The sequence below is a fragment of the Variovorax rhizosphaerae genome (assembly GCF_037889975.1).
Lineage (GTDB): Bacteria > Pseudomonadota > Gammaproteobacteria > Burkholderiales > Burkholderiaceae_C > Variovorax > Variovorax rhizosphaerae.
Genome location: NZ_JBBKZT010000027.1, coordinates 24948 through 48521, shown reverse-complemented (window position 1 = coordinate 48521; position 23574 = coordinate 24948). Strand labels below are relative to the sequence as shown.

Annotated in this window: 26 protein-coding genes; 14 read left to right on the top strand and 12 right to left on the bottom strand. The window is 66.0% G+C overall.

Features of this window, described 5'->3' with window-relative positions; genetic code table 11:
- Positions 1 to 44: 44 nt before the first annotated feature.
- The 3 genes from WKW82_RS34585 to WKW82_RS34575 are packed head-to-tail and all read right to left on the bottom strand — an operon-like array spanning position 45 to position 1818.
- Positions 45 to 518, bottom strand: coding sequence for a CreA family protein (locus tag WKW82_RS34585; RefSeq protein ID WP_340347569.1), 474 nt, complete (start codon positions 516 to 518; stop codon positions 45 to 47).
- 27 nt (positions 519 to 545) lie between these two features.
- Positions 546 to 1097 carry an NUDIX hydrolase gene (locus WKW82_RS34580; protein WP_340347567.1) on the bottom strand — a complete coding sequence of 184 codons (552 nt, stop codon included), beginning with the start codon at positions 1095 to 1097 and terminating at the stop codon, positions 546 to 548.
- Between the two features lie 19 nt (positions 1098 to 1116).
- Positions 1117 to 1818: a fumarylacetoacetate hydrolase family protein gene (locus WKW82_RS34575; RefSeq protein ID WP_340347566.1), complete on the bottom strand. Its 702-nt coding sequence runs from the start codon at positions 1816 to 1818 to the stop codon at positions 1117 to 1119.
- Between the two features lie 161 nt (positions 1819 to 1979).
- On the opposite strand from WKW82_RS34575, the gene maiA reads away from it, so the two are divergent.
- Together maiA and pgeF are read left to right on the top strand one after the other, a co-directional pair.
- On the top strand, positions 1980 to 2621 hold the full coding sequence (gene maiA, locus WKW82_RS34570; protein WP_340347616.1) for a maleylacetoacetate isomerase: 642 nt from the start codon (positions 1980 to 1982) through the stop codon (positions 2619 to 2621).
- Positions 2608 to 3354 (top strand): peptidoglycan editing factor PgeF, encoded by a 747-nt coding sequence (gene pgeF / locus WKW82_RS34565; protein ID WP_340347564.1) that lies wholly within the window; start codon positions 2608 to 2610, stop codon positions 3352 to 3354. Before maiA ends, pgeF begins: the two co-directional genes overlap by 14 nt.
- Here the strand turns inward: pgeF and WKW82_RS34560 are convergent.
- Positions 3286 to 3795, bottom strand: a complete 510-nt coding sequence (locus WKW82_RS34560; RefSeq protein WP_340347563.1) for a hypothetical protein — start codon at positions 3793 to 3795, stop codon at positions 3286 to 3288. The two genes, pgeF and WKW82_RS34560, sit on opposite strands and share 69 nt — an antisense overlap.
- Before the next feature lie 21 nt (positions 3796 to 3816).
- Between WKW82_RS34560 and phaC the strand changes: the two genes are divergently transcribed.
- From phaC to WKW82_RS34540, 4 genes are all read left to right on the top strand, one after another.
- The gene (gene phaC, locus WKW82_RS34555) at positions 3817 to 5529 is read left to right on the top strand and encodes a class I poly(R)-hydroxyalkanoic acid synthase (protein ID WP_340347562.1); all 1713 of its coding nucleotides are present in this window, start codon (positions 3817 to 3819) and stop codon (positions 5527 to 5529) included.
- A 170-nt stretch (positions 5530 to 5699) separates the two neighbouring features.
- Complete coding sequence (locus tag WKW82_RS34550) at positions 5700 to 6878, top strand: acetyl-CoA C-acetyltransferase (RefSeq protein ID WP_340347561.1); 1179 nt, start codon at positions 5700 to 5702, stop codon at positions 6876 to 6878.
- Between the two features lie 240 nt (positions 6879 to 7118).
- Entirely contained in the window at positions 7119 to 7763 is a 645-nt protein-coding gene (locus tag WKW82_RS34545) for a hypothetical protein (RefSeq protein WP_340347560.1), read from the top strand.
- Positions 7764 to 7858: 95 nt separating this feature from the next.
- Positions 7859 to 8440, top strand: a complete 582-nt coding sequence (locus tag WKW82_RS34540; protein WP_340347559.1) for a DUF3806 domain-containing protein — start codon at positions 7859 to 7861, stop codon at positions 8438 to 8440.
- A gap of 20 nt (positions 8441 to 8460) precedes the next feature.
- Here WKW82_RS34540 and WKW82_RS34535 read toward each other — a convergent pair whose 3' ends face one another.
- The 6 genes from WKW82_RS34535 to WKW82_RS34510 all read right to left on the bottom strand — a co-directional run bounded on the left by WKW82_RS34535 (position 8461) and on the right by WKW82_RS34510 (position 14812).
- Positions 8461 to 9711 carry an MFS transporter gene (locus tag WKW82_RS34535; RefSeq protein ID WP_340347557.1) on the bottom strand — a complete coding sequence of 417 codons (1251 nt, stop codon included), beginning with the start codon at positions 9709 to 9711 and terminating at the stop codon, positions 8461 to 8463.
- Between the two features lie 7 nt (positions 9712 to 9718).
- Positions 9719 to 10579: an endonuclease/exonuclease/phosphatase family protein gene (locus tag WKW82_RS34530; protein ID WP_340347556.1), complete on the bottom strand. Its 861-nt coding sequence runs from the start codon at positions 10577 to 10579 to the stop codon at positions 9719 to 9721.
- The gene (locus tag WKW82_RS34525; protein ID WP_340347555.1) at positions 10579 to 11406 is read right to left on the bottom strand and encodes a carbohydrate ABC transporter permease; all 828 of its coding nucleotides are present in this window, start codon (positions 11404 to 11406) and stop codon (positions 10579 to 10581) included. Before WKW82_RS34525 ends, WKW82_RS34530 begins: the two co-directional genes overlap by 1 nt.
- Positions 11403 to 12290 carry a carbohydrate ABC transporter permease gene (locus tag WKW82_RS34520; RefSeq protein WP_340347554.1) on the bottom strand — a complete coding sequence of 296 codons (888 nt, stop codon included), beginning with the start codon at positions 12288 to 12290 and terminating at the stop codon, positions 11403 to 11405. Before WKW82_RS34520 ends, WKW82_RS34525 begins: the two co-directional genes overlap by 4 nt.
- A 10-nt stretch (positions 12291 to 12300) precedes the next feature.
- Positions 12301 to 13602, bottom strand: a complete 1302-nt coding sequence (locus tag WKW82_RS34515; protein ID WP_340347553.1) for an ABC transporter substrate-binding protein — start codon at positions 13600 to 13602, stop codon at positions 12301 to 12303.
- Positions 13603 to 13795: 193 nt separating this feature from the next.
- Positions 13796 to 14812, bottom strand: a complete 1017-nt coding sequence (locus tag WKW82_RS34510) for an ABC transporter ATP-binding protein (RefSeq protein WP_340347552.1) — start codon at positions 14810 to 14812, stop codon at positions 13796 to 13798.
- A gap of 126 nt (positions 14813 to 14938) precedes the next feature.
- On the opposite strand from WKW82_RS34510, the gene phbB reads away from it, so the two are divergent.
- A complete protein-coding gene (gene phbB, locus WKW82_RS34505) occupies positions 14939 to 15676 on the top strand; it encodes an acetoacetyl-CoA reductase (protein ID WP_340347550.1) in 738 nt (245 codons plus the stop codon).
- 203 nt (positions 15677 to 15879) lie between these two features.
- Positions 15880 to 17574 carry a cation:proton antiporter domain-containing protein gene (locus tag WKW82_RS34500; protein ID WP_340347549.1) on the top strand — a complete coding sequence of 565 codons (1695 nt, stop codon included), beginning with the start codon at positions 15880 to 15882 and terminating at the stop codon, positions 17572 to 17574.
- A 256-nt stretch (positions 17575 to 17830) separates the two neighbouring features.
- Here WKW82_RS34500 and WKW82_RS34495 read toward each other — a convergent pair whose 3' ends face one another.
- Positions 17831 to 18235, bottom strand: a complete 405-nt coding sequence (locus WKW82_RS34495) for a hypothetical protein (RefSeq protein ID WP_340347548.1) — start codon at positions 18233 to 18235, stop codon at positions 17831 to 17833.
- Between the two features lie 245 nt (positions 18236 to 18480).
- On the opposite strand from WKW82_RS34495, the gene WKW82_RS34490 reads away from it, so the two are divergent.
- Complete coding sequence (locus WKW82_RS34490; RefSeq protein ID WP_340347547.1) at positions 18481 to 18711, top strand: hypothetical protein; 231 nt, start codon at positions 18481 to 18483, stop codon at positions 18709 to 18711.
- Between the two features lie 123 nt (positions 18712 to 18834).
- On the top strand, positions 18835 to 19401 hold the full coding sequence (locus WKW82_RS34485) for a hypothetical protein (protein ID WP_340347545.1): 567 nt from the start codon (positions 18835 to 18837) through the stop codon (positions 19399 to 19401).
- Positions 19402 to 19712: 311 nt separating this feature from the next.
- On the opposite strand, the gene WKW82_RS34480 is transcribed toward WKW82_RS34485, so the two are convergent.
- Complete coding sequence (locus WKW82_RS34480; protein ID WP_340347544.1) at positions 19713 to 19973, bottom strand: hypothetical protein; 261 nt, start codon at positions 19971 to 19973, stop codon at positions 19713 to 19715.
- A 21-nt stretch (positions 19974 to 19994) separates the two neighbouring features.
- Here WKW82_RS34480 and WKW82_RS34475 point away from each other — a divergent pair, with 21 nt between their 5' ends.
- The 4 genes from WKW82_RS34475 (at position 19995) to WKW82_RS34460 (ending at position 23572) form a co-directional block, all read left to right on the top strand.
- Positions 19995 to 20759, top strand: a complete 765-nt coding sequence (locus WKW82_RS34475; RefSeq protein WP_340347542.1) for a hypothetical protein — start codon at positions 19995 to 19997, stop codon at positions 20757 to 20759.
- Positions 20760 to 20931: 172 nt separating this feature from the next.
- On the top strand, positions 20932 to 21372 hold the full coding sequence (locus tag WKW82_RS34470) for an RcnB family protein (protein ID WP_340347541.1): 441 nt from the start codon (positions 20932 to 20934) through the stop codon (positions 21370 to 21372).
- Positions 21373 to 21470: 98 nt separating this feature from the next.
- Positions 21471 to 22220, top strand: a complete 750-nt coding sequence (locus WKW82_RS34465) for an NADPH-dependent F420 reductase (protein WP_340347540.1) — start codon at positions 21471 to 21473, stop codon at positions 22218 to 22220.
- Positions 22217 to 23572, top strand: a complete 1356-nt coding sequence (locus tag WKW82_RS34460; protein WP_340347538.1) for an NTP/NDP exchange transporter — start codon at positions 22217 to 22219, stop codon at positions 23570 to 23572. The genes WKW82_RS34465 and WKW82_RS34460 overlap by 4 nt, the downstream gene beginning before the upstream one ends.
- Positions 23573 to 23574 lie beyond the last annotated feature (2 nt).

The following is a 23574-nucleotide window of genomic DNA, read 5'->3' as shown; positions in this document are numbered from 1 at the left end:
CAAAAGGCGCGATTTCATGCGCAGTTACTTGCGGGGCAGCGCACCTACTTCACCGGGATCACCGTGCCGCGATCCACGGCCACGGCGGTGATGGCGTTCTTCGGCGAACCATCGACCAGCAGGTCGGAGTAGGTGAGGTACACCAGCGCATTGCGCCTGGCATCGACCATGCGCACCACGCGCAATCGCTTGAACATGATCGACAGCCGCTCGCTGTAGACCTCCTCTCGCTTGGGCAGAGGCTCCTTGAAGCTGATCGGGCCGACCTGGCGGCAGGCGATCGAGGCTTCGGACTTGTCTTCGGCCAGGCCCAGCGCGCCGGAGACACCGCCGGTCTTGGCGCGCGAGACATAGCAGGTGACGCCGTTGACCTTTGGGTCGTCATAGGCCTCGACCACGATCTTGTGGTCCGGCCCGATCAGCTTGAAGGCCGTGTCGACGTCGCCCACGGTCTCGGCGTGCGCGCCCAGGCCCAGCAGCGAGGCGAGCAACAGCGGAATCAGGGAAGGGGATTTCATGTGTGTGACAGGCTTCGGACTCAAGACTCAGACGATATCGACGGTGTGCACCCGGTCGAAGTTGCCCTTGCGGCGATCCTCGAAGAAGTGCTGCAGCGCCTCGCGCACGGTGCGAAAGGCGATCTCGTCCCAGGGGATTTCTTCTTCGGTGAACAGCTTGGCCTCGATGGTCTCGTGGCCCGGATTGAACTTGTCGCTCAGCAGCCTGGCACGGTAGAACAGATGCACTTGGCCCACGCGCACCACGCTCATCACGGCAAAAAGGCCCTGCAACTCGTACTCGGCGCCGGCTTCCTCGTCCGTCTCGCGCGCCGCGCCCTGGGCTGTGGTCTCGTCGAGTTCCATGAACCCGGCGGGCAAGGTCCACTTGCCCCAACGCGGCTCGATGTTGCGCTTGCACAGCAGCACCTTGTCCCCCAGGACCGGGATCGTGCCCACCACGTTCAGCGGGTTCTCATAGTGGACGGTGTTGCAGGCGGGGCACACCGCGCGCGGCTTGGTGTCGCCGTCATCCGGCAAGCGATAGACGACGGCGGTGCCGCAGTTCTTGCAGTGTTTGATGGGGATGCGCGGGAACATGTATCGGCGGGGTCGGTCTTCAGGAGATCTTCACGGTGAGGGATGGCAGGCCGGCGACGGACCCCACCAGCGTGTCGCCGCTCACCACTGCAGCCACGCCTTCCGGCGTGCCCGAGAAGATCAGGTCGCCCGGCGCCAGTTCCCATGCGGCCGAAAGCTGTTCGATGGTCTCGGCAATGTTCCAGATCAGCTTGCTCACGTTGCTGCGCTGGCGGTCCGTGCCATTCACCTGCAACGAGATCTCCGCGTTCTGCACGTCGCCCGCATCGGCCACCGGCACGATCGGGCCGATCGGCGCGCTCTGCTCGAAGGCCTTGCCGATCTCCCACGGGCGGCCCTGCTTCTTCATCTCGCCTTGCAGGTCGCGCCGCGTCATGTCCAGGCCCACGGCATAGCCGTAGATGTGTTTCATCGCGTCGGCGGCCGCGATGTTCTTGCCGCCGGTGCCGATCGCCACCACCAGCTCGATCTCATGGTGCAGGCTCTTGGTCAGGCTCGGGTAGGCGGCGCTGCCGGTCTGGCCGCCATCCACCACGACGATCGCATCGGCCGGCTTCATGAAGAAGAATGGCGGCTCGCGTCCGCTGAAGCCCATTTCCTTCGCGTGCTCTTCGTAGTTGCGGCCCACGCAGTAGATGCGGTGCACCGGAAAACGCGCACCCGTGCCCACGACGGGGATCGACACGACGGGTGCGGGAGGGAATACGTACTCGGAAGCCATGGGAAGTTCGTCCTTCTACGGAGCAGGTTCAACAGGAAGCGGCAGTGTGCCAGAGGGCGCGGCGGCTCGCCTGCCTGCGACCTTGGACATCCCGCCAATGCTGGGCATGTCGCCCCGACACGCGAGCGCCTTGGACAGTGTTGTCCTATGCTCGCCCCATGATGAAGCTCCACAACTACTTTCGTTCGTCGGCGTCGTACCGGGTGCGCATTGCGCTCAACCTGAAGGGCCTGGACTACGACTACATCCCCGTCCACATCGCGCGCGGCGACCACCTCGCCGGCCCCTTCGCCGCCATCTCGGCCGACATGCTGGTGCCGGTGCTGGAAGACGACGGCGAGCACTTCTCGCAGTCGATGGCGATCATGGAATACCTCGACGAGACCCAGCCCGAGCCACCGCTGCTGCCGCGCGACCCGGTCGGCCGCGCGCGCGTGCGGGCGTTGTCGGAATCGATCGCCTGCGAGATCCACCCGGTCAACAACCTGCGCGTGCTCAAGTACCTGGTGCGCGAGCTCAAGCTGGACGACGTGGCCAAGAACGCCTGGTACCGTCATTGGGTCCGCGTTGGTCTCGAGGCCTTCGAGCGCCAGCTGGCCCAGTTGCCTGCCGGCAGCAGCTACTGCTACGGCGACACCCCGACCATGGCCGACTGCTGCCTGGTGCCCCAGATCTTCAATGCGCAGCGTTTCGATTGCGACCTGAACGGCCTGCCGCGCACCATGGCGGCCTTCGAGACCTGCATGCAGCTCGACGCCTTCCGTCGCGCCCAGCCTTCGAACTGTCCCGATGCCGAATCTTGACCTGCTGGTGCCGCAATGGCCGGCGCCTGCGGGTGTGCGGGCGGTTTGCACGACGCGAGCCGGTGGTGTTTCGCAGGGCTGTTTCGAGAGCCTGAACCTGGGCGATCACGTGAGTGACGATGCAGTGGCGGTCGCGGAAAACCGGCGCCGCCTGCAGGCCGAGATCGGTGTTCGCCCGGTGTTCTTGCGGCAGGTGCATGGCGTGGAATTGCTGCGTCTCGATGCAGCCAGCGCCGACGGGGCGACCGCCGATGCTTGCGCCAGCACCGAGGCCGAGCTGGCGTGCACGGTCATGGTGGCCGACTGCCTGCCCGTGCTGTTCACAGACAGCGCAGGCCGCCAGGTGGCTGCCGCGCATGCCGGCTGGCGCGGGCTCGCCGCGGGCGTGCTGGAGCAGACGCTGGCGACTTACGACGACGGCGAGACGGTCATGGCATGGCTCGGCCCATGCATCGGCCCGACGGCCTTCGAAGTCGGCGCCGAAGTCAAGGCTGTTTTCGAGGCGCACGACCCGGCCAGCGCCGCATGCTTCAAGCCGGCGCACGCCGAAGGCAAGTGGTTCGCCCACCTGTCCGGCCTCGCGCGCCAGCGCTTGCTGGCCGCGGGCGTGGCATCCATTCATGGCAACGACGGCACGGCCGTGTGGTGCACCGTCGGCAACCCTTCACGTTTCTTTTCGCACCGGCGCGACGGGAGCAGCGGACGATTCGCCGCCTGCATCTGGCGCACCTGAACCTGCGCGCTCGCCGCCGGCGGGCGTTCGCCGCCCCTCGACGGCGCCGTCGGTTTCCATTGCCGCGGCAGCTTTGCGCGCGGCCTCCTGCTCCGCAATCTCACGCGCCCGGATGGCCTTGCGTCGGCCCGGCGCACCCATCAGGTACACCACCAGCGCGACCGGGGCCAATCCGTACATCAGAAAAGTAACGATAGCGCCCAGCACCGTGCCATTGGTGTTGGTCGCCTCGGCCACGGCCATCATCACGACGACGTAGAGCCAGCCGATGACGATCAGGTGCACGAACATGTACGGTCGGTGAGTAATGAAAATGGAGACAGTATTCGGCGAACACATGTAGGATGGCCGCCCTAAAACCCCGCGTAGTTCTGCGGCATCGAACCGGTCGAACCAAGGCTCGCCAGCGATTGCAGGATACTCAAAAACTGTCTGGGCCATCGCGCAGATCAAGGAGACTTCATGAAACTAGAGGCCGCGACGGCCGACGCATTCGCGTCGATGCAGCAGGCGCTGACACAGGGATGGAACAAGGCGCTGGAGTCCTTTCAAGCGACTGGCAACAACGGGGGCATGTCGATGCCCGGCATGCCGGACCTGCCCAGGTTCAATCTCTCGCCGGCCAAGCTTCAGGAATTGCAACAGCAGTATGTGAAGGAGGCTTCGGAACTCTGGAACAAAGGCCTCACCACGCCGCCGGCCGGTGACCGCCGCTTTGCCGGAGAGGCCTGGGGCAGCAACCCGCTGTCAGGCTTTGCCGCTGCCGTGTACCTGCTCAACGCACGCACGCTGATGGGCATGGCCGAGGCCGTCGAGGCCGATGCCAAGACCCGTGCGCGCCTGCGCTTCGCGGTCGAGCAGTGGGCCGCCGCGTGCGCGCCGAGCAACTACATCGCGCTCAACGCCGAAGCCATCAAGCGGGCCATCGACACCAGGGGCGAGAGCATCGGCAAGGGATTGCAGAACCTGCTGGGCGACATCAAGCGCGGGCATCTCAGCATGACTGACGAAAGCGCCTTCGAGGTCGGCCGCAACGTGGCGACCACCGAGGGCGCGGTGGTGTTCGAGAACGAGATGTTCCAGCTGCTTGAATACAAGCCGCTCAATGCCAAGGTCTACGAGAAGCCGTTCCTGCTGGTCCCGCCGTGCATCAACAAGTTCTACATCCTTGACCTGCAGCCCGAGAACTCGCTGATCCGCTATGCGAACGAGCAAGGCCACCGCGTGTTCCTGGTGAGTTGGCGCAACCCCGACGAGTCGCTGCGCACCGCCACCTGGGACAAGTACATCGAGGACGCCGCCATCAAGGCGATCCACGTCGCGCAGGAGATCAGTGGAAGCGAGCAGATCAACACGCTCGGCTTCTGCGTCGGCGGCACCATCCTCACGACGGCACTGGCCGTGCTGGCGGCGCGCGGCGAGCAGCCGGCCGCCTCGGTCACGCTGCTGACCACGCTGCTCGACTTCAGCGACACCGGCATCCTCGACATCTTCATCGACGAGCCGATGGTGAAGTACCGCGAGATGCAGATGGGCAGCGGCGGCCTGCTGCCCGGCGGCGACCTGGCCTCCACCTTCAGCTTCCTGCGGCCCAACGACCTGGTCTGGAACTACGTCGTCGGCAACTACCTGAAGGGCGAGACGCCGCCGCCGTTCGACCTGCTCTACTGGAACAGCGACGCGACCAACCTGCCGGGCCCGTTCTACGCCTGGTACCTGCGCAACACCTACCTCGAAAACAAGCTCATGGTGCCTGGCGCGCTCACCGTGTGCGGCGAGAAGATCGACCTGGGCGCCATCGAGGCACCGGTCTACATCTACGGCTCGCGCGAAGACCACATCGTGCCGATCGGGGGCGCCTATGCGTCGACGCAGATCCTCAAGGGCAAGAAGCGTTTCGTGATGGGGGCATCGGGCCACATCGCCGGCGTGATCAACCCACCGGCCAAGAAGAAGCGCAGCCACTGGATCCGCGAAGACGGCAAGCTGCCCAAGACGCAGCCCGAATGGCTGGAAGGCGCCACCGAGCATCCCGGCAGTTGGTGGACCGACTGGTCGGCCTGGCTCAAGGGCCACGCAGGCAAGCAGATTCCCGCGCCCAAGACCTACGGCAAGGGCAACACCTACAAGGCCACCGAACCGGCCCCCGGCCGCTACGTCAAGGCCAAGGCCTGATGGCTCTCCCCCAGGTCGCTGCGCACTGCGTGCGCGACTCCCACCCCCTCACCGGGGGCAACACCGACGGCCCGGCGAAGCCGGTTCCGTGGTGTTCCCCGAACTGAAGCGTCCCGCGTCAAGCCCCTCGTTCAATCGTCCAGTCAGTCATCATCATCGGAGTACATAGCATGGAAGACATCGTCATCGTTTCAGCCGCTCGCACCGCCGTCGGCAAGTTCGGGGGCTCGCTCGCGGGCATCGCGGCTACTGAGCTGGGCGCCATCGTCATCAAGGAAGTGCTGGCGCGCGCCAACCTCACGGCGGACCAGGTCGGTGAAGCCATCATGGGCCAGGTGCTCGCGGCCGGCGCCGGCCAGAATCCGGCACGCCAGGCCTGGCTGAAGAGCGGCGGCGCCAAGGAAACGCCCGCGCTCACGATCAACGCCGTATGCGGCTCCGGCCTCAAGGCCGTGATGCTGGCCGCGCAAGCCATCGGCGCGGGCGACAGCGAGATCGTCATCGCCGGCGGCCAGGAAAACATGAGCCTGGCGCCGCACGTGCTGCCGAACTCGCGCAACGGCCAGCGCATGGGCGACTGGAAGCTGGTCGACACCATGATCGTGGACGGCCTGTGGGACGTCTACAACCAGTACCACATGGGCATCACCGCCGAGAACGTGGCCAAGAAGTACGGCATCGACCGCGCTTCGCAGGATGAACTCGCGCTGGGCAGCCAGACCAAGGCCGCCGCCGCGCAGGACGCCGGCAAGTTCAAGGACGAAATCGTCGGCGTGAACATTCCGCAGAAGAAGGGCGACCCGGTCGTCTTCGACAAGGACGAGTTCATCAACCGCAAGACCAATGCCGACGGCCTGGCCGGCCTGCGCCCCGCCTTCGACAAGGCCGGCGGCGTAACCGCCGGCAACGCGTCCGGCCTGAACGACGGCGCTGCCGCCGTGATGGTGATGACCGCCAAGAAGGCGGCCTCGCTCGGCCTGACGCCGCTGGGCCGCATCGCCAGCTACGCCACCGCTGGCCTCGACCCGGCCATCATGGGCATGGGCCCGGTGCCGGCCTCGACCAAGGCGCTGCAACGCGCTGGCTGGAAGGCCGCCGACCTCGACGTGCTGGAAATCAACGAAGCCTTTGCGGCCCAAGCCTGTGCCGTCAACCGCGAAATGGGCTGGGACGTGAGCAAGGTCAACGTGAACGGCGGCGCCATTGCCATCGGCCACCCGATCGGTGCGTCCGGCTGCCGCATCCTGGTCACGCTGCTGCATGAGATGAAGCGCCAGAACGCCAAGAAGGGCATTGCCTCGCTGTGCATCGGCGGCGGCATGGGCGTGGCGCTGACCATCGAGCGATAAAGGCCCACCCCCGCAGCGCCTGCGGCGCACCCCCTCAAGGGGGCGCACCCAGCGGCCCGGCAAAGCCGGTTCCGCGGGTGCCCACGAACAGGCATGGCGTTTCGTGGGTCGCGAGGCAAGCGCGCCGGCGGAAATGGCGGCGGGGTTTGCAGACGTTTCCGGAGGCCGGCTCAGCCCGGCCTGACTGCGACAAGACCTCTGGGTCGGGACAATCCGACATCCATCCAGAAAGGTTCTTGAATGCCTACGTACGAACGCGCCCTGACCGCCGGGGAGCAACGCGAGTTCAACCAATATGCCGTGATCGGCAACCAGATGATCGGTGGCGAGCGTGACGCGTCGCCCATGCGCATCGTCACCACCCTCCAGGCATTCGTCGAAAAGCACCAGCGCCAGCAGGAAAGCCAGTGGTCGCTGCGCCGCGAAGGCGTCGAAAGGCCGAGCCATACCGGGGCCGCGCGCGCGTTGGCCACCGTGTGGGGCGACCAACTCGTCCGTGTCTTCGGTTGGGAATGGATCTGCCTCATGTTCGAAGGCGAGGAGCACTTCGTCGTCGTGCAGCCGGACCGCTCCCTCGCCGTCTTCGCGGCGGAATACGTGGAAGCCTGCCTCAACCTCGAGATGGGTTGCGCGATCAGGCCTGCCTTCGACCAGTTGCGGGCCAATGCCTTTCCTGCGCAAGCCCCATTGAGTTATGTGAGCGTCATGCAATGGGTCAGCTCGCCCTGCAATGAGCTTGCGCCGTCGCAGGCTGTTCCGCCCAAGCGCTGGGCTGCCGACCGCCTGAAAGCCATCATCCGGAACCTGGGCGCATCGGGCCCGTCGAGCGAAGCGGCGTGCGAAGCGACGGAACAAGGATTCGGCACGCCGACCCTGGCGACTTGAACTTCGGAATTTTCAGGGGCCTCTGTCAGCCGCAGCCTGCTGAGTAGAAACCCTTAGTTTTGGACAATCTAGGTTCCAACCAACAAGGGTTTCAAATGCCTACCTCCGAACGCTCACTCACTGTCCAGGAACATGCACTGTTCAAGGACTACGCTGCCACCGGGTTCAACATGATCTCGGATGTCCCATGCAGCCGGATGTCCGTCATCGTGACCGGGATCGACGACTTCATCCAGGCGGCGCAGGGTCCGCTGCTGTTTGCACCGACGAAGAGCTTCGAAGTTGACGACGCCGTTGCAGCCCGAGCACTGGGCACGGTGTGGGGCAACCAGATGGTGCGCGAATTCGGCTGGGAATGGATCTGCGTGACCCTGGGCGAGGAAGAGCATTTCGTCGTCGCAGCGCCGGACCGCGCATTGGTCGTCTTTGCGCACGACTACGTATGGAAGTGCCTGGAGTCGAACGACATGGAATGCAACGTCGCGCTGTCGTTCGACCTGTTGCGGGCCGGTGCCATCAAGGCTCCGCCGGCATTGACCTACACCAGCATGATGCCGATGGTGAAGCGCTCGAAACCGCGGCAGCGCAGTCACCGCTTCGGGTTCATGAAGAGAGTCGATTCACGGGCGCCGCGGAACCCGTGGAACGAGGCTTGCCGCGATTGCGCGCACGTTTGACGTGCCTGGTGCGTGAGGATTCAAGGCGTCGCCAGAGCGGCCGAGTGCATCCGCCGCACGCGCAGCAACAGCGTCACCGCGATCGACATGTTCAGCAGGTTCCACGCGATGCCGTTGATGAACGCCGCGTGATAGCTCCCGGTCAGGTCGAACACCTTGCCTGACATCCATCCGCCCAGCGCCATGCCGAGCAGCGTGCACATGATGACCGTGCCCACGCGCGCGCCGGCCTCGGCCGGTGGAAAGTATTCGCGCACGATGATTGCGTAGGAAGGCACGATGCCGCCCTGGAACAGGCCGAACAGGGCCGACACCACGAACAGCGGCACCAATCCGTCGAAGGGCAGGAACAGGACCAGCGCCACGCACTGCAGCACCGAGCCGAGCAGCAAGGTGCGCAGGCCGCCGATGCGGTCGCAGATGTAGCCCGACACCAGCCGGCTGACGATGCCGAAGGCCAGCATCACCGACAGCATCTGCGCACCGCGTGCCGCGCCGTAGCCGAGGTCGCTGCAGTAGGCCACGATGTGCACCTGCGGCATCGCCATCGCCACGCAGCAGGCGGTGCCGGCGACGCACAGCAGCCCTTGCGCCATGCCGAGGCTGAGGCCGAAGGGCTGCATCGAAGGGCCGATGGTGACGCGGCCGGGCGTGGCGGCTGGTGTGGCCACCGGGACTTCCAGCGGCGGCCGCTCCCGCATGAACAGCGCCAGCCCGGCCATGGCCAGCCCGCAGAACACGCCCATGCCGAAGTAGGTGGTGCGCCAGCCCACCGTCTCGATGAAGTGCTGCACGATGGGCGGCCAGATCGCGCCCGCGATGTAGTTGCCGCTGGCACACACAGCCACCGCGATGCCGCGCCGCTTCACGAACCAGAGCGAGGTGTCGGCCACCAGCGGCGCGAAGACTGCGGCGCTGCCGAGCAGGCCCACCAGCAAGGCCTGCACGATGGCAAAGGACACGATGCCGCCCGCGAAGCTGCAGGCGATATAGCCCAGACCGAGCGCCACGGCCCCGAGCAGCAAGGGCCACATCACGCCGAAGCGGTCGGCCAGCTTGCCCATCACCACGCCGCCGACGCCGAAGCCGATCATCAGCAGCGTGTAGGGCAGCGACGCGTCGGCACGCGCGACGCCGAAATCCGCTTGCACGGCCGGCAGCACCACCGACACCACGTACATGCCGCTGCTGCCCACGGTCATGAGCAGCATGGTCACGATCAGGCGCATCACCGCATAGCGTGAATCGGGCAGGTGTCGGGTAGCGTGCATCGGGTACTTATAGCGCGATGAGCACCGGCTGGTGGTCGGAGGCACGCGACTGCAGGTCGACCTCGACGCGTTGAACGCGCGGTGCAAGGCTGTCGCTCACGAAGACGAAGTCGGCCGTCACCGGGTCAGGGCCGTAGGTGCGGTCGAACAGGCGGAAGGTCGGCGCATGGGGCGTGTCGCCATGCGCCAGCGGCCAGGCATCCTGCAGGCGGCCGTGGGCATGGGCGCGATGAATGGCCTGGTACTCGGGCGCGGAGACGAGGGCCTCGGGCCGGGACACCGTCAGGTTGAAGTCACCGCACACGATCGCGTGCGGCGTGTGCAACTTGGGCTGGAACGGCGAGGGTTCGGTCTCCGCCTTGGGCGGTGCGGCGGCTTGCGCGCAGGCCTCGGCGTTCAACTCGCGCAACGCATGCACCTGCGCCAGGCGCTGCGTCTGGCTGTAGTACTCGAGGTGCGTGGTCATGATGCGCACCGGGCCCAGCACCGGATCGCGCACGGTCACGACCGTGCACATGCGCGGCATGCTGAAGACGCTGGGGTCGGACGGCCACGGCAGGGGATGGTGCTGCAGGCGCGCCACGGGCAGCCGCGTGGCGATGAGGTTGCCGAAGCGCTGGCGCTTGCCTTGCGCATCGAACTCGTCGACCGCCGCGCCGAAGAAGACCTGGAAGCCGGGCAGCAGCGCCGCCAGCTCCGCAGGCTGGTCGCCGGGCGCGCCGGGCATGTTGTCGAAGCCTTGCGCGATCTCCTGCAGGCAGAGGACGTCGAAGTCGGCCATCGCGCGTGCACCGTCGACGATGCGCTGCGCGCTCACGACGCCGTCGAGGCCGCGGCACCATTGGGTGTTCCAGGTGATGAGTTGCATCATTTGATCCCGGCCCGCATGAAGCTCTGGACGAACTGCCTTTGAAAAAGGAGGAAGGCGATGAGCAGCGGCGCCGAGGTCATGAGCGTAGCAGCCGTGATGACGGACCAGTCCACGCCTTGGTCCACCGATGAGAACACCTGCAGCCCCACCGTCAGCGGCCGTGCGTTTACGCTGTTGGTGATGATCAGCGGCCAGAGGAAGTTGTTCCAGTGGAAGCTCGCCGAGACCAGCGCGAAAGCGGTGTAGACCGGTTTGGCCAGCGGCACGTAGACGCGCCACAGCGTCTGCATGGCGCTCGCGCCTTCCACGCGCGCGGCTTCGTCGAGTTCCTTGGGGATGCCCATGAAAGTCTGGCGCAGCAGGAAGATCGCGAAGGCCGAAGCAAAGTAGGGCAGGCCGATGGCCACCAGCGTGTCGACCAGGCCGAGCCGGGCCATGGACTTGTAGTTCTCGACCAGCAGGATGTCCGGCATGATCATCAGCTGAACCAGCACCAGGGCGAACGCGATGTTCTTGCCGCGGAACTCGTAGCGCGCAAACGCGAAGGCAGCGAGCGTGGCCAGCACCAGTTGCACCGCGAGGATCATGCCGACCAGCAGCGTGGTGTTGAGGAAGTAGCGCGCGAAGGGGGCAGCCGCCCAGGCGCGCGCGAAGTTGTCGAGTGTGAGCGGTGCGGCGAGGGCGAAGCGCGTCGAATACTCGGCCGGGTGGAACGCGGTCCACACCGCGTAGGCCAGCGGCAGGATCCACAGCAGCGCCAGCACCCAGGCTGCGAGCGTGTCGAGCCAGCCGGGTTCGTTGTACGTGAGGCGAGCAGCCTTCATTGGTAGTGCGTCTTCTTGTCCAGCACGAAGAACTGGAACAGCGCGATGCCGGCCAGCACCACGATCAGCACCACGGTGATCGCCGATGCATAGGCCGTGTCCCAGAAGCTGAAGCCGACTTCGTAGAGGTGGTAGAGCAGCAGCGTCGAGGCGTTGTCCGGCCCGCCGCGTGTCAGCACGAAGAGATGGTCGACCATGCGGAAGGCGTTGATGAAGGCATTGACCAGCACGAACAGCGTGGTCGGCATCAGCAGCGGCCATTGCACGCGCCGGAAGAAGTACCAGCGCGACGCGCCCTCGATGGCAGCGGCCTCGCGCAGGCTCGGGTTCATGGTCTGCAGCGCGGCCAGGTAGAAGATCATGAAGAAGCCGGCCTCCTTCCAGATCGCCACCACCGTGACGGCGCCGAGCGCGGTGCTCGGACTGCCCAGCCAGTTGTGCGAGGGCAGGCCGAGCGCGCCGGTGATCTGTTCCAGCAAGCCGTATTGCGGCGTGTAGAAGAACAGCCAGATGTTGGCCACCGCGATCATCGGCAGCACGGTCGGCGTGAAGTACGCCATGCGCAGGAAGGCGCGGCCCGCGATGCGCTCGTTGACCCACAGCGCCATCGCCAGCGCCAGGCCGATGGAAAACGGGATGGTGGCGGCGGCGAACGCGAGGTTGTTGCGCACCGCCTTCCAGAACACCGGGTCGCCGGCCATGACCTCGTAGTTCTCCAGGCCCACCCACACGCCGGGCCGCGCGCCCTTCGGCGTGGAGAAGAAGCTGTCGAACAAGGTCGAGACCGCAGGCCAGTGCGTGAAGCTGACCAGCAGCACCAGCGCGGGCAGCAGCATCAGCCAGGCGTGGACGGCCTGGCGTGAGGAATGGCTGCCGCTGGTCATGCTTGCCGACTTACTTGTAGCTACGCAGGATGCGGTCGGCTTCCTGCTGCGCATCCTTCATCGCTTGTGCCGGCGTCTTGGTGCCGGTGAGCGCCGCCTGCAAGCCGTCGTTCAGCGCCTTGGTCACGCGCTGGTTGTCATGCGTCGAGAACTCGGCCACCGACACCGGCAACTGGTCGCGCGCCACCAGTGCGGGCGGGAAGTCCGCGCCGTACTTCTTCAGCGTCGGCGTGTCGTAGGCGGCCTGCGACACGGCGACATAGCCGGTGTCCATGCTCCACTGCGCTGCGCGCTCGGGCTGCGTCACCCACTTGGCGAACTTGAAGGCCGCTTCCTGCTGCGCCGGCGTGGACTTCTTGAAGATGTAGAAGTTGCCGCCGCCCGTGGGCGAGCCCTTGCGCTTGTTGCCCGGGATCATGCCCACGCCGAAGTCGAACTTCGCATTCGCCTTGATGTTGGTCAGGTTGCCGGTGGTCGTGTAGATGATCGCGGCCTTGCGTTCGAAGAAGTCCTTCGGCGTGGTGCCCCACTCGACCACGCCCGGCGGGTGGATGCCGGCCTTGCCCAGGTCGACCCAGGTCTGCAGCGCCTCGATGACCTTCGGGTCGTCGAACTTGACCTGCGTGCCGGCATCGTTGGCGAGGATCGCGTCGTTGGGCGTGGTCAGCGTCTGGAACAGCCAGTAGGGGAAGCCGCTCGAGGGGATCTGCACGCCCCATTGCGTGACCTTGCCGCTGGCGTCCTTCTTCGTCAGCTTGGTCGCGGCGTCCTTCAGTTCGGCCCAGTTCGTCGGCGGCTTGTTGGGGTCGAGGCCGGCCTCCTTGAAGGCTTCCTTGTTCCAGTACATGACGACCGTCGAACGCTGGAACGGAATGCCCCAGGTCTTGCCGCCGGTCTGGCTGTTCATCATGAAGGCCTTGTAGAAACCGCCCAGCCAGGCCTTGTCATCGTCGGTCTTGACGAAGTTGTCGAAGGGCACCACGGCGTCTTCGTCGATCAGCGTGAACATGTCGGTGGACAGCAGCACCGAGGTGACCGGCGGCGTGCCCGACTTGTGCGCGGTGAGCGCCTTGACGATGGTCTCCTGGTAGGTGCCGGCGTAGATCGGCGTGACCTTGATGCCGGGGTTCTCCTTCATGAAGCCCTCGGCGAATCCATCGATGGTCTTGGCGATCGGACCGCCCACCGCGACGGGGTAGTAGAACTGCACCTCGACGGGCGCCTGGGCCCATGCGGCCGAGGTTCCGCCGAGCAATGCGCCGCCCGCGACGACCTGGCAGGCGAGGGCTTTGAGGAAGGTATTGCGTTGCATGTCTTTCCAGCTCCGTTGAAAAAAATCGGTGTTCGAATCAGTTTTTCACCACGCTATCGCATGACCCGCGACGTGTGAAAACCCGGGCGAGCAATGCCTGTTCGTGGGCACCCGCGGATCCGGCTTTGCCGGGCCGCTGGGTGCGCCCCCTTGAGGGGGTGCGCCGCAGGCGCTGCGGGGGTGGGCTTCCATTTCAGGCGATGCGGAGGCCGTCGCCGTCGAAGGCGTGGGCATCCGTGTCAGCCCAGCGCAGGGCGACGCGCTCGCCGGCCTCGCAATGGCGTTGGCCGTCCGCGCGCACCAGCAGGGATTCGCTGCCGATGGCGCAGCGCAGGACCATGTCCGCGCCGAGGTACTCGACGTCCTGCACCACGGCGGGAATGCCATCCGCGCCGATGGCAATAGCCTCCGGCCGCACGCCCAGCGTCGCGCCGCCCACGCCGACGGCCACGTCGCTGCCGGCGATGCGACCGCTGTCGAGCGCGACCAAATTCATCGGTGGCGTACCAATGAAGCGCGCCGCAAAGGTGCTGGCCGGCCGCGCGTACAACTCGCGTGGCGTGCCGGTCTGTTCGACGCGGCCCTTGTTGAGCAGCACCACCTGGTCGGCCATGCTCATCGCCTCGGTCTGGTCGTGCGTGACGTAGACGACCGTGAGGCCCAACTGACGCTGCAGGTCGCGCAACTCGCGCCGCATCTCCTGGCGCAACTGGGCATCGAGGTTGGACAGCGGCTCGTCCATCAGGCACACCTTGGCCTGGGCCACCAGCGCGCGACCCAGCGCAACACGTTGCTGCTGTCCACCGGAGAGTTGCGAGGGCTTGCGCGCCAGCAGTGCGCCGAGGCCCAGCAGTTCGGCCGTCTGGCCTAGCCGCGTGGCCTGTTCAGCGGCGGGCATGCCCCGGACAGACAGCCCGAAGGTGATGTTGTCGGCCACGCTCAAGTGCGGAAACAGCGCGTAGTTCTGGAACACCATCGCGATGCCGCGCCTGGCGGGCGGCAATCCGGTGACGTCCTGGCCATCGATGATGACCTTGCCACTGCTCGGAATTTCAAGCCCCGCGATGATGCGCAGCGTCGTCGACTTGCCGCAGCCCGAGGGCCCGAGCAGCACGCAGAAGGAACCGGATGCGATGCGCAGGTCTACCGCGTGCAACGCGGCCGCGTCGCCCCAGTGTTTGGCAACGCCGGCCAGTTCGATCGATGACATTGGATCAGTATAGGAAGCCGATGTGACAGATGGTTTCACTCTCGCGTCGGTGTTTTCCTGACTGGTTTAACCCCTAAGTTCGTTAAAGTCCGGGGTCCGCAAATAGCCATCAACCAAGGAAGATTCATGAGCAAGAAAGTCGCATATGTCACTGGAGGAATGGGTGGCATCGGAACCGCAATCTGCCAGCGGCTCCACAAGGATGGATTCACTGTCATCGCCGGATGCGGCCCCACGCGCGACCACGCCAAGTGGCTGGGAGAGCAGAAGGCAGAAGGCTACGATTTCTACGCGTCGGTAGGCAATGTCGGCGACTGGCAGTCCACCGTTGACGCATTCGCCAACGCCAAGTCCGAACACGGCAGCATCGACGTGCTGGTCAACAACGCCGGCATCACGCGCGACCGCATGTTCGTGAAGATGTCGCCCGAGGACTGGAGCGCCGTCATCGAAACCAACCTCAACAGCATGTTCAACGTCACCAAGCAGGTGGTCGGCGACATGGTCGAAAAGGGCTGGGGCCGCATCATCAACATCAGCTCGGTCAACGGCGCCAAGGGCCAGGCCGGGCAGACCAACTACTCGGCCGCCAAGGCCGGCATGCACGGCTTCTCGATGGCGCTGGCGCAGGAACTGGCCGGCAAGGGCGTGACGGTCAACACCGTGAGCCCGGGCTACATCGGCACCGACATGGTCAACGCCATCCGCCAGGAAGTGCTCGACAAGATCATCTCGACGATCCCGGTCAAGCGCCTGGGCAAGCCGAGCGAAATCGCCTCGATCATCGCGTGGCTGGCCACCGACGAAGGCGGCTACTCCACTGGCGCCGACTTCTCGATCAACGGCGGCCTGCACATGCACTGAGCGGCGGTCTGCGCCCCCGTCAGCAAGACCCGCTTCGGCGGGTTTTTCTGTTGGTGCGCCGGATGTGCTGCCGGGCGCGACATGGCGCCAAGGTGGCCGGTGCATCGATCGACCTCTGCATGCCGGCCTCGACAAGGCAGGACGCCAGGAACGAAAAGATCGCCATCTGGAAAGGTTATGCACCGATCTTGCAGAATGGGTCGATGCCCCACAGCGTTTCCCTGATCAACACCATCGCGGCAGGCCTCGGCCTGGCGCTGATTCTCGGTTTCATCGCGGTGCGCGTGCGCCTGCCGGCACTGGTGGGTTATCTGCTCGCCGGGGTCATCATCGGCCCGTTCACGCCAGGCTTCGTGGCCGATGCGGGGATTGCCGCGCAGCTGGCCGAGATCGGCGTGATGCTGCTGATGTTCGGTGTCGGGCTGCACTTCTCGCTCGACGACCTGCTGACGGTGCGCAAGATTGCGGTGCCGGGTGCGCTGGTGCAGATCGCGGTGGCCACGCTGCTGGGTGGGGGCTTGGCCGTCTGGTGGGGCTGGTCGCTGGGGGCGGCGCTGGTGTTCGGCCTGGCGCTGTCGGTGGCGAGCACCGTGGTGCTGCTTCGCGCGCTCGAGACGCTCGGCATCCTTGACACCTTTACCGGTCGCATCGCGGTCGGCTGGCTGGTGGTGGAGGACTTGGCGATGGTGCTTGTGCTGGTGCTGCTGCCGCCGCTGGCGGGTGCGCTGGGCGGCAGCGGGGCGGTGGAGACGTCCGAGCCGGTCTGGCAGACGCTGGGCTTGACGCTGCTGCAGGTGGGCGGCTTCGTCGCGCTGATGCTGGTGGTCGGGCGGCGGGTGTTCCCCTGGGTGCTGTGGCAGGTGACGCGGACGGGCTCTCGTGAGCTGTTCACGCTTTGCGTGGTGGCGGCTGCGGTCAGCATTGCATTTGCATCGGCGGCGCTGTTCGGCGTCTCCTTCGCGCTCGGTGCGTTCTTCGCGGGCATGGTGATGCGCGAGTCCGAGTTTGCCCATCGGGCGGCGCAGGAGTCCCTGCCGCTGCGCGATGCGTTCGCCGTGCTGTTCTTCGTGTCGGTCGGCATGCTGTTCGATCCGATGGTGATGATCGAGCGGCCGCTGCAGGTGCTGGCGGTGGTGGGCGTGATCGTGGTCGGCAAGTCGATGGCGGCTTGCCTGCTGGTGCTGCTGCTGCGCTATCCGCTGCACACGGCGCTGACGGTGAGCGCGAGCTTGGCGCAGATTGGCGAGTTCTCCTTCATCCTGGCCGGGCTGGGCATGTCGCTGGGCCTGCTGTCGGCCGAGGGGCAGAGCCTGATCCTGGCCGGGGCGTTGATTTCCATCGCGACGAATCCGCTGTGGTTCAGCGCGATTGCGCCGATGCAGAAGTGGCTGCGCGCACGCTCTTCGCTGGCACGCGACCTCGACGCGCGTTCGGACCCCCTCGCCGAACTGCCCATGTCGACCGATGCCCGCTATCTGTCCAGGCAGGTCGTGCTGGTGGGCTATGGACGCGTCGGCCGTCGCATCGCCGCGGCCTTGACGGCGCACGACCTGCCCTTCGTCGTGGCCGAGCAGAACCGCGAGCTGGTCGAGAAGCTGCGGGAAAGCGGCATGGCAGCGGTGTGGGGCGACGCGGCGGATCCGTCGGTGCTGATCCAGGCGCACGTGGCGCGCGCGCGGGTGCTGGTCATCGCGACGGCCGACACCCTGCATGTACGCCAGATGATCGAGACGGCACGAACACTCAACCCCGGCATCCAGACCGTGGTGCGCAGCCGCAACGAGGAAGAAGCCGCGCTGCTTTCCCGCGAGGACAGCGCCATCGTGTTCTTCCTCGGCGAGCAGGAACTCGCGCAGGCCATGACGCGCGAAGTCGTTCGGCGCGCAGCGCCGGCTTGATTGAAATGAAGGCCCACCCCCGATGCGCCTGCGGCGCCTCCCCCTCAAGGGGGCGCACCCAACGGCCCGGCAAAGCCGGTTCCGTGGGTGCCCACGAACGGGGCCCCCGCGGGGGGATTGTGTCGAGATGGCGAAGCCACATCGACTCCAGAGGCTGGAGGGCCGCGACTGCAAGCCTCCCCCAGCCAAGCTTGGACTGTCCGCAAGCGCAGCCGCCTCTGGGAGCCGTCCTGACCGCCACAGGCGCTTCAGGTGGCTACAAGTCCTCGATCACCAGCGTGCGATAGCGCTGCGCCATCGAGTACGGCACCGTTCGCACGATCTCCATCATGCGTTCGGCGGCCTTGGCGTCGGGCGTCCTGACCAGCAGGCCGGTGTGGCCGTCGAGCGCAAGCTTGGTGAAGGCGCGCACGGTGGCGCCGTCGGTGCCGGCGGAGGGGAGGGGGTTGTCGCCATCGTGCACCGTCGGTGTGATCTGCGAGAGGATTTCCTCCGGTGGCACCAGGTACACGTCGTCGCCGCTCACGTCGCTGTCGATCAGCCGCTTGCCGACCTGCCGGGCGGTTTCACCGTCCGGAAACATGAGCATGGAATATCCGGTGGGATAGAACGCGCCGCCCAGGGCCGAACGCATGTGGGAATCGACGACGAGGTGTTTCATGGTTGGCTCCTTGTTCAGACGGTGACCAGCGTAGGCTTTCAACCACGAAAAAGTTGTAGGAAAAGAAACAAAAGGCACTCATTTCTCGCGGGGATGTGGCCAATCGTGTGTAATAACGATGTTTATTTACTTACTGTTTGTCACATTTTGAAGTTACCGTGACTTTGTGGTTAGGCGTAGGAGGGTGGTCCTGACTACGATGACCGGGCGTTATTAACCCACGACACTGTAATTTTGTCCTTCTGATGTCCCAACTCCGAAACATTGCGTTGACTGTGCACGAACTGGAAGACGGTGAGTTCTATTGGGTCTTGATGGAAGGCGCCGATAGCGCGGAAGACGCTGCCGCGGACTCGCTGTCCTACTTGCCGCTGGAAGCGTCCGCGGATGCCCATGTCAGTTATTCCAACGCGTTGGTGGCTGGCGTGGCGGCGATCCGCCGGATGTTCGGCCGGGAAGGTCCGCGCGGTGCGTGAAGCGGATGCGAGGGTCGTGCTCGATGCGCGGGCGCGAGGGGTGTCTTTCCGCAGGCCGCGCTGGCAGGGTGTCCAGGCAGGGATCATCGAAATGACTTGTTGCCTTGTCCGGAAGGTCTAGAGATGCAAAGAATGTGGTTGCCGGCCGTACTTGCGCTTGCATTCAGTCTCCTGGCTGCGGCCTGGGCATTCCGGCCCGAGTCGGCGGGCGAATGGGCCGCGTGGGTCCAGGTCTTCGGGGTGCTGCTGGCCATGGGCTGGAGCGTGCGGCTGCAAAAGCTGGCAGGCAGCCAGGGCGAACGGCAGGCGGCGCAGGTGGCGGCGGCCTTTGCGTCGAACATGCACTGGGTCTTTCGCGAACTCAGCGACGCCTGTGCCAAGCGCAGTTGGGCTGACTACAAGGTGCACCGCCGTATCCTGGAGGAGATCCTCGCGCAGGGCCGCGAGGTGACCTTGCAACTGCTGGACGGCCGCTCGCTGGCCATGGTGACCAGCCTGCGTTCGATGGGCGTCGAGGCGCTCGAGGTCACCGAGCCGCATGATGCCGATGGCCTCTGGCCGCCCCTCCAGTGCTACTTCGAAAAGCGACTGCCGAGCATCGCGGCTTGGCTTTCGGCGACCGGCAATCCCTCGGAGAGCAACGGGCCGACCGACTACGCCGGCTTGCGCACCTCGTTGAACAACCTCTAGGCTTCCAGGCGATCTCGACGCTGGCGCGCGGCCCGTGATGGCCCGGGCCAGACCAGCTCGCGTCTTCCGCCAGCCGACACATGGCGTCAGGGCAAGCCACTGCGGCGCTGGTCGCCAAGGCCCGGTTCCTGGAGGAGCCATTGCCCCGCGGGTGGCAGTGCACATGCCGAATGCCAGCACGAAGGTTCCCAGCGCACTGAAGCGGCCGGAGGCAAGGCACTTGCGGGCGGTCCGGAGTCATGGCCAAAATGTGAACTAGTGTTTCATGAACCTGGACGTTGCTCATGCTGGTTTCCGTTCTTGTGCCCACGTCACTGCGCCCCGATCTTCTGGCGGACGCCCTGGCAAGCCTCGCACGACAGGACAGGCGCCACATCGGCGAGATCATCGTGGGCGACAGCAATGCAGCGCCGCTTCGAGCCCGGGCCCGGGCGGTGATCGCCGCCAGCGGGGTCGCAGCGCTGGTCCGCCATGTCGTCAACGACCCGCTCCGTGGCGACCATCCGGATCAATGCGCTCTGGGACGCGTCGCGCGCTTCGACCACATCCTGATCCTGCACGAGCAGGACCAACTCTGTCCTGGCGGCCTCGCCATGCTCGCCGAGGCCTGCGCCAAGGAGACGGACGGCAGCGTGAAGATCTGGTTCGGCCGCAGCCAGATCATGGACGCGGACGCTCACGTCGATCGCGCGCTCACGGCCGCCGACAACAAGGCATTCGGGAAGGACGGCCCCGGTGCCGTACGCTCGGTGCGCGAGTGGTGTCTCAAGCGCGCCATCCCGCGGAACGGCTTCCTGATTTGCCGCGCCAGCTACCTCGCGGAGATCTCCGGCGCTCGCGACGGCAACGTCGGTGATTGGGGCTTGACGGTACGTCTCGCGAACAGCGGCGCCTCTGGCCGATTCATTGCCGAGGATGTGGGGCGCCATCGGGTCCAGGCCGGGTCGGCGACACAGCCAGGACATGGCGTGGACGTGCACCTGATGTTCGAGATCGCTCGGCAGCTGGAGGTCTCCACGCCAGCCCACATCGACGCCAGGAAGAGGCTGCTGCGACAACTCGTGGAAGTCGCGACCACAGGCTACCTCCGCCATGGCGAGCGCGCGCGGGCTTGGATGTGCTTTCTTTCGCCCTATTGGAAGTGGAAGCGGCGCCTGTCCCCGAGCGGTGTCGCAGCGCTGTGCATGTTGCTGACGCCCGCCTTCTGTTGGGATTGGGCGATTGGCGCTTCGGATCCCGGCAGTCCGCTGGCTCCAACCGGGCTGGCTCGTCCCGTGCTGGCTGTGCAAAACCCTTTGTTCGGTGCGGCCGGATTTTCCGGTCGCGATGACGTGGACGAGCGGGCGCCAAGGTCCTGAGACGCGACTGCGCGTGCAGCATCGAACGGTGCAGATGCGCCGGGCGGGTTGATGGCGTTTTCATCCAACGGGTGAGGGGCCGGCGCCAGCTTTACATTGCAGCACGCGCGCCGCACCAGCGCGACACACACGCGGCCGACACTGAACTCGTCATCCAAACAAGGAGTTCAGCATGACCTTCCGTTCCAACAAGACCATCGCCGTGATCGCCGCTACGCTCGCACTGTCCAGCCTGGGCAGCGCATTTGCGCAAGACCGCGGCCAAGGGCCGGACCGCGATGGGCGCGACGGCCGGTATGAACAACGTGGTCCGCGCCACGACGGCCGCCATGACAACGGCCGCCATGACAACGGGCGCTGGAACGACGATCGCGGCGACCATCGCGATGGCCGCCAAGTCGACCGCCGCGGCTACCCGCAGCCGCATGCCGAATGGAGGCGAGGTGGCCGCGTGCCCAACGAATACCGTGGCCGCAACTACGTCGTGAACGACTACCGCGCCTATCGCCTGAATCCGCCGCAGCGTGGCTACCAGTGGGTGGGTGTGGGCGGAGACTACGTTCTGGCTGCGATTGCGACCGGGATCATTGCGCAGATCATTGTTGGGCAGTGAGGTTGCGGAAGGAGGGCACGCTTGCGCGCCTCGCGCCCTGGGACCATGATGCCTGCTGAATCCGGGCCCACCGTTCGCCAGGACGCAGGAGGTTTTCGATGCGCCGAAATCATTCCTTCGATCGCTCACGCCGGAGCATTCTCGGCGCAGCCGGTGCGTGGGGCGTCGTGGCCGCGCTGAGTTCAAGCCACGCACTTGCCCAAGCAATCGCTCGGCCCATACCCATCGGCATCATCGGCTCAGGCCGCATCGGCGGAACCATCGGCGGCCTCTGGGTCAAGGCCGGCCACCCGGTCCTCTTCTCCTCCCGCCATCCCGAGGAGCTCAAGGACCTCGTCGCCGGCCTCGGCCCGCTTGCCAAGGCGGGCACCGTCGCAGAGGCCATCGCCTTCGGCGAAGCCCTCTTCATCGCCGTCCCCTATGGCGCGCTGCCGCAGATCGGCAAGGACTATGGCAGCATGCTCAACCGCAAGGTCATGCTCGATGCCTGCAATGCGGTGGCCTCGCGTGACGGGTCATCCGTGGCCGACGAGGTGGAGCAGGAGGGCATCGGCGTCGTCTCGCAGAAATACCTGTCCGGTGCGCGGCTGGTGCGGGCGTTCAACACCATGTCGTACACGATCTTCGCGCGCGAGGCCAACCGGCCCGATCCGAAGCTGGCGATCCCGATCGCCGGTGACGATCCGGATGCCGTGAAGGTGGCGGCGCAACTGGTGCGCGATGCCGGCTTCGATCCAGTGGTGGTCGGCAAGCTGGCCGATGCCAAGCGCTTCCAGCGTGGCGGGCCGGGCTATGGGCAGTCGGTGACTGCGGCGGAACTGAAGCAGAAGCTGTCTCTGGCGCCATGACGGCGGCGGTCCAGGGCGGGCTGCCGGGCGTCTTGCAACGCTGGATGCGCAAGGCCGTCCCTGCAACGCCGCAGGAACTGGCAGCGGCCCTCTGGTCCTTCGGGTACTTCTTCGCGCTGCTGGCGGGCTACTACGTGCTGCGACCGCTGCGCGACCAGATGGGCATCGCTGGCGGAACGCGTGCATTGCCGTGGCTCTTCACCGCGACCTTCGTGACGCTGCTGGCGGCGCAGCCGGTGTATGGCGCGCTGGTCGCGCGGCTGCCGCGGGCGCGCTTCATCCCCATCGTCTACCACTTCTTCGTGCTCAACCTGGCGATCTTCTGGCTGCTGCTGGCGCTGGACGTCGCGCCGGTGATCGTGGCGCGCGTGTTCTTCGTGTGGGTGAGCGTGTTCAACCTGTTCGCGGTGGCGGTGTTCTGGTCCTTCATGGCGGACCTGTACACGAGCGAGCAGGGCAAGCGGCTGTTCGGTTTCATCGGTGCGGGCGGCACGGCGGGTGCGTTGCTGGGGCCGGTGATCACCATCGCGCTGGCAGTGCCGCTGGGGCCGCACAACCTGCTGATCGCGGCGATCGTGTTCCTGGAGATCGCGGTGTTCTGCGCGTCGCGGTTGGAGCGCAGCGCGGGTGTATCGCAGGGGGCGGGGCAGGGGCGCGACGCGGCGCAGCGCGTGGGCGGCAGTGTGTTCGCGGGGCTGTCGGGGCTGGTGCGCTCGCCGTACCTGCTCGGCGTCGCCGCGTGGGTGAGCCTGCTGTCCTTCGGCGCGACCATGCTCTACCTGATGCAGGCGAACCTGGTGTCCGCCAACGTGCAGGGCGCCGGTGCGCAGACGCGCATCTTCGCGAGCGTCGACCTGATCGTGGGGCTGCTGACGCTGGCCACGCAGGTGTTCGCGACGGGGCACTTCCTCAAGCGCTTCGGCACCGGCATCGCGGCGGCTGCGCTGCCTGCGGTGTATGTGGTCGGCTTCGTGGTGCTGTGGTGGAGCCCGGGGCTGATGGTGGTGCTGGTGTTCCAGGTGGTGCAGCGGTGGATGAACTTCGCCATCGCCAATCCGGCGCGGCAGGTGTTCTTCACGGTGGTCGGGCGCGAGGAGAAATACAAGGCCAAGAACATGATCGACGTGGTGGTGTATCGCGGTTCCGATGCGCTCTATGGCTGGGTGTTCAGCAGCATGCAGGCGATGGGGCTGAAGATCGGCGCCATCGCCTTGTGTGCGCTGCCGGTGGCGCTGCTGTGGACGCTGCTGTCGACTGCGTTGGGGCGTCATCAGGAGCGGCGTGCGGCTGCGCGCGTCGAGCAAAGGCAGCAGACGACGGGGGAAGCGCACCCCAGCGCTGTCGATACCTGACG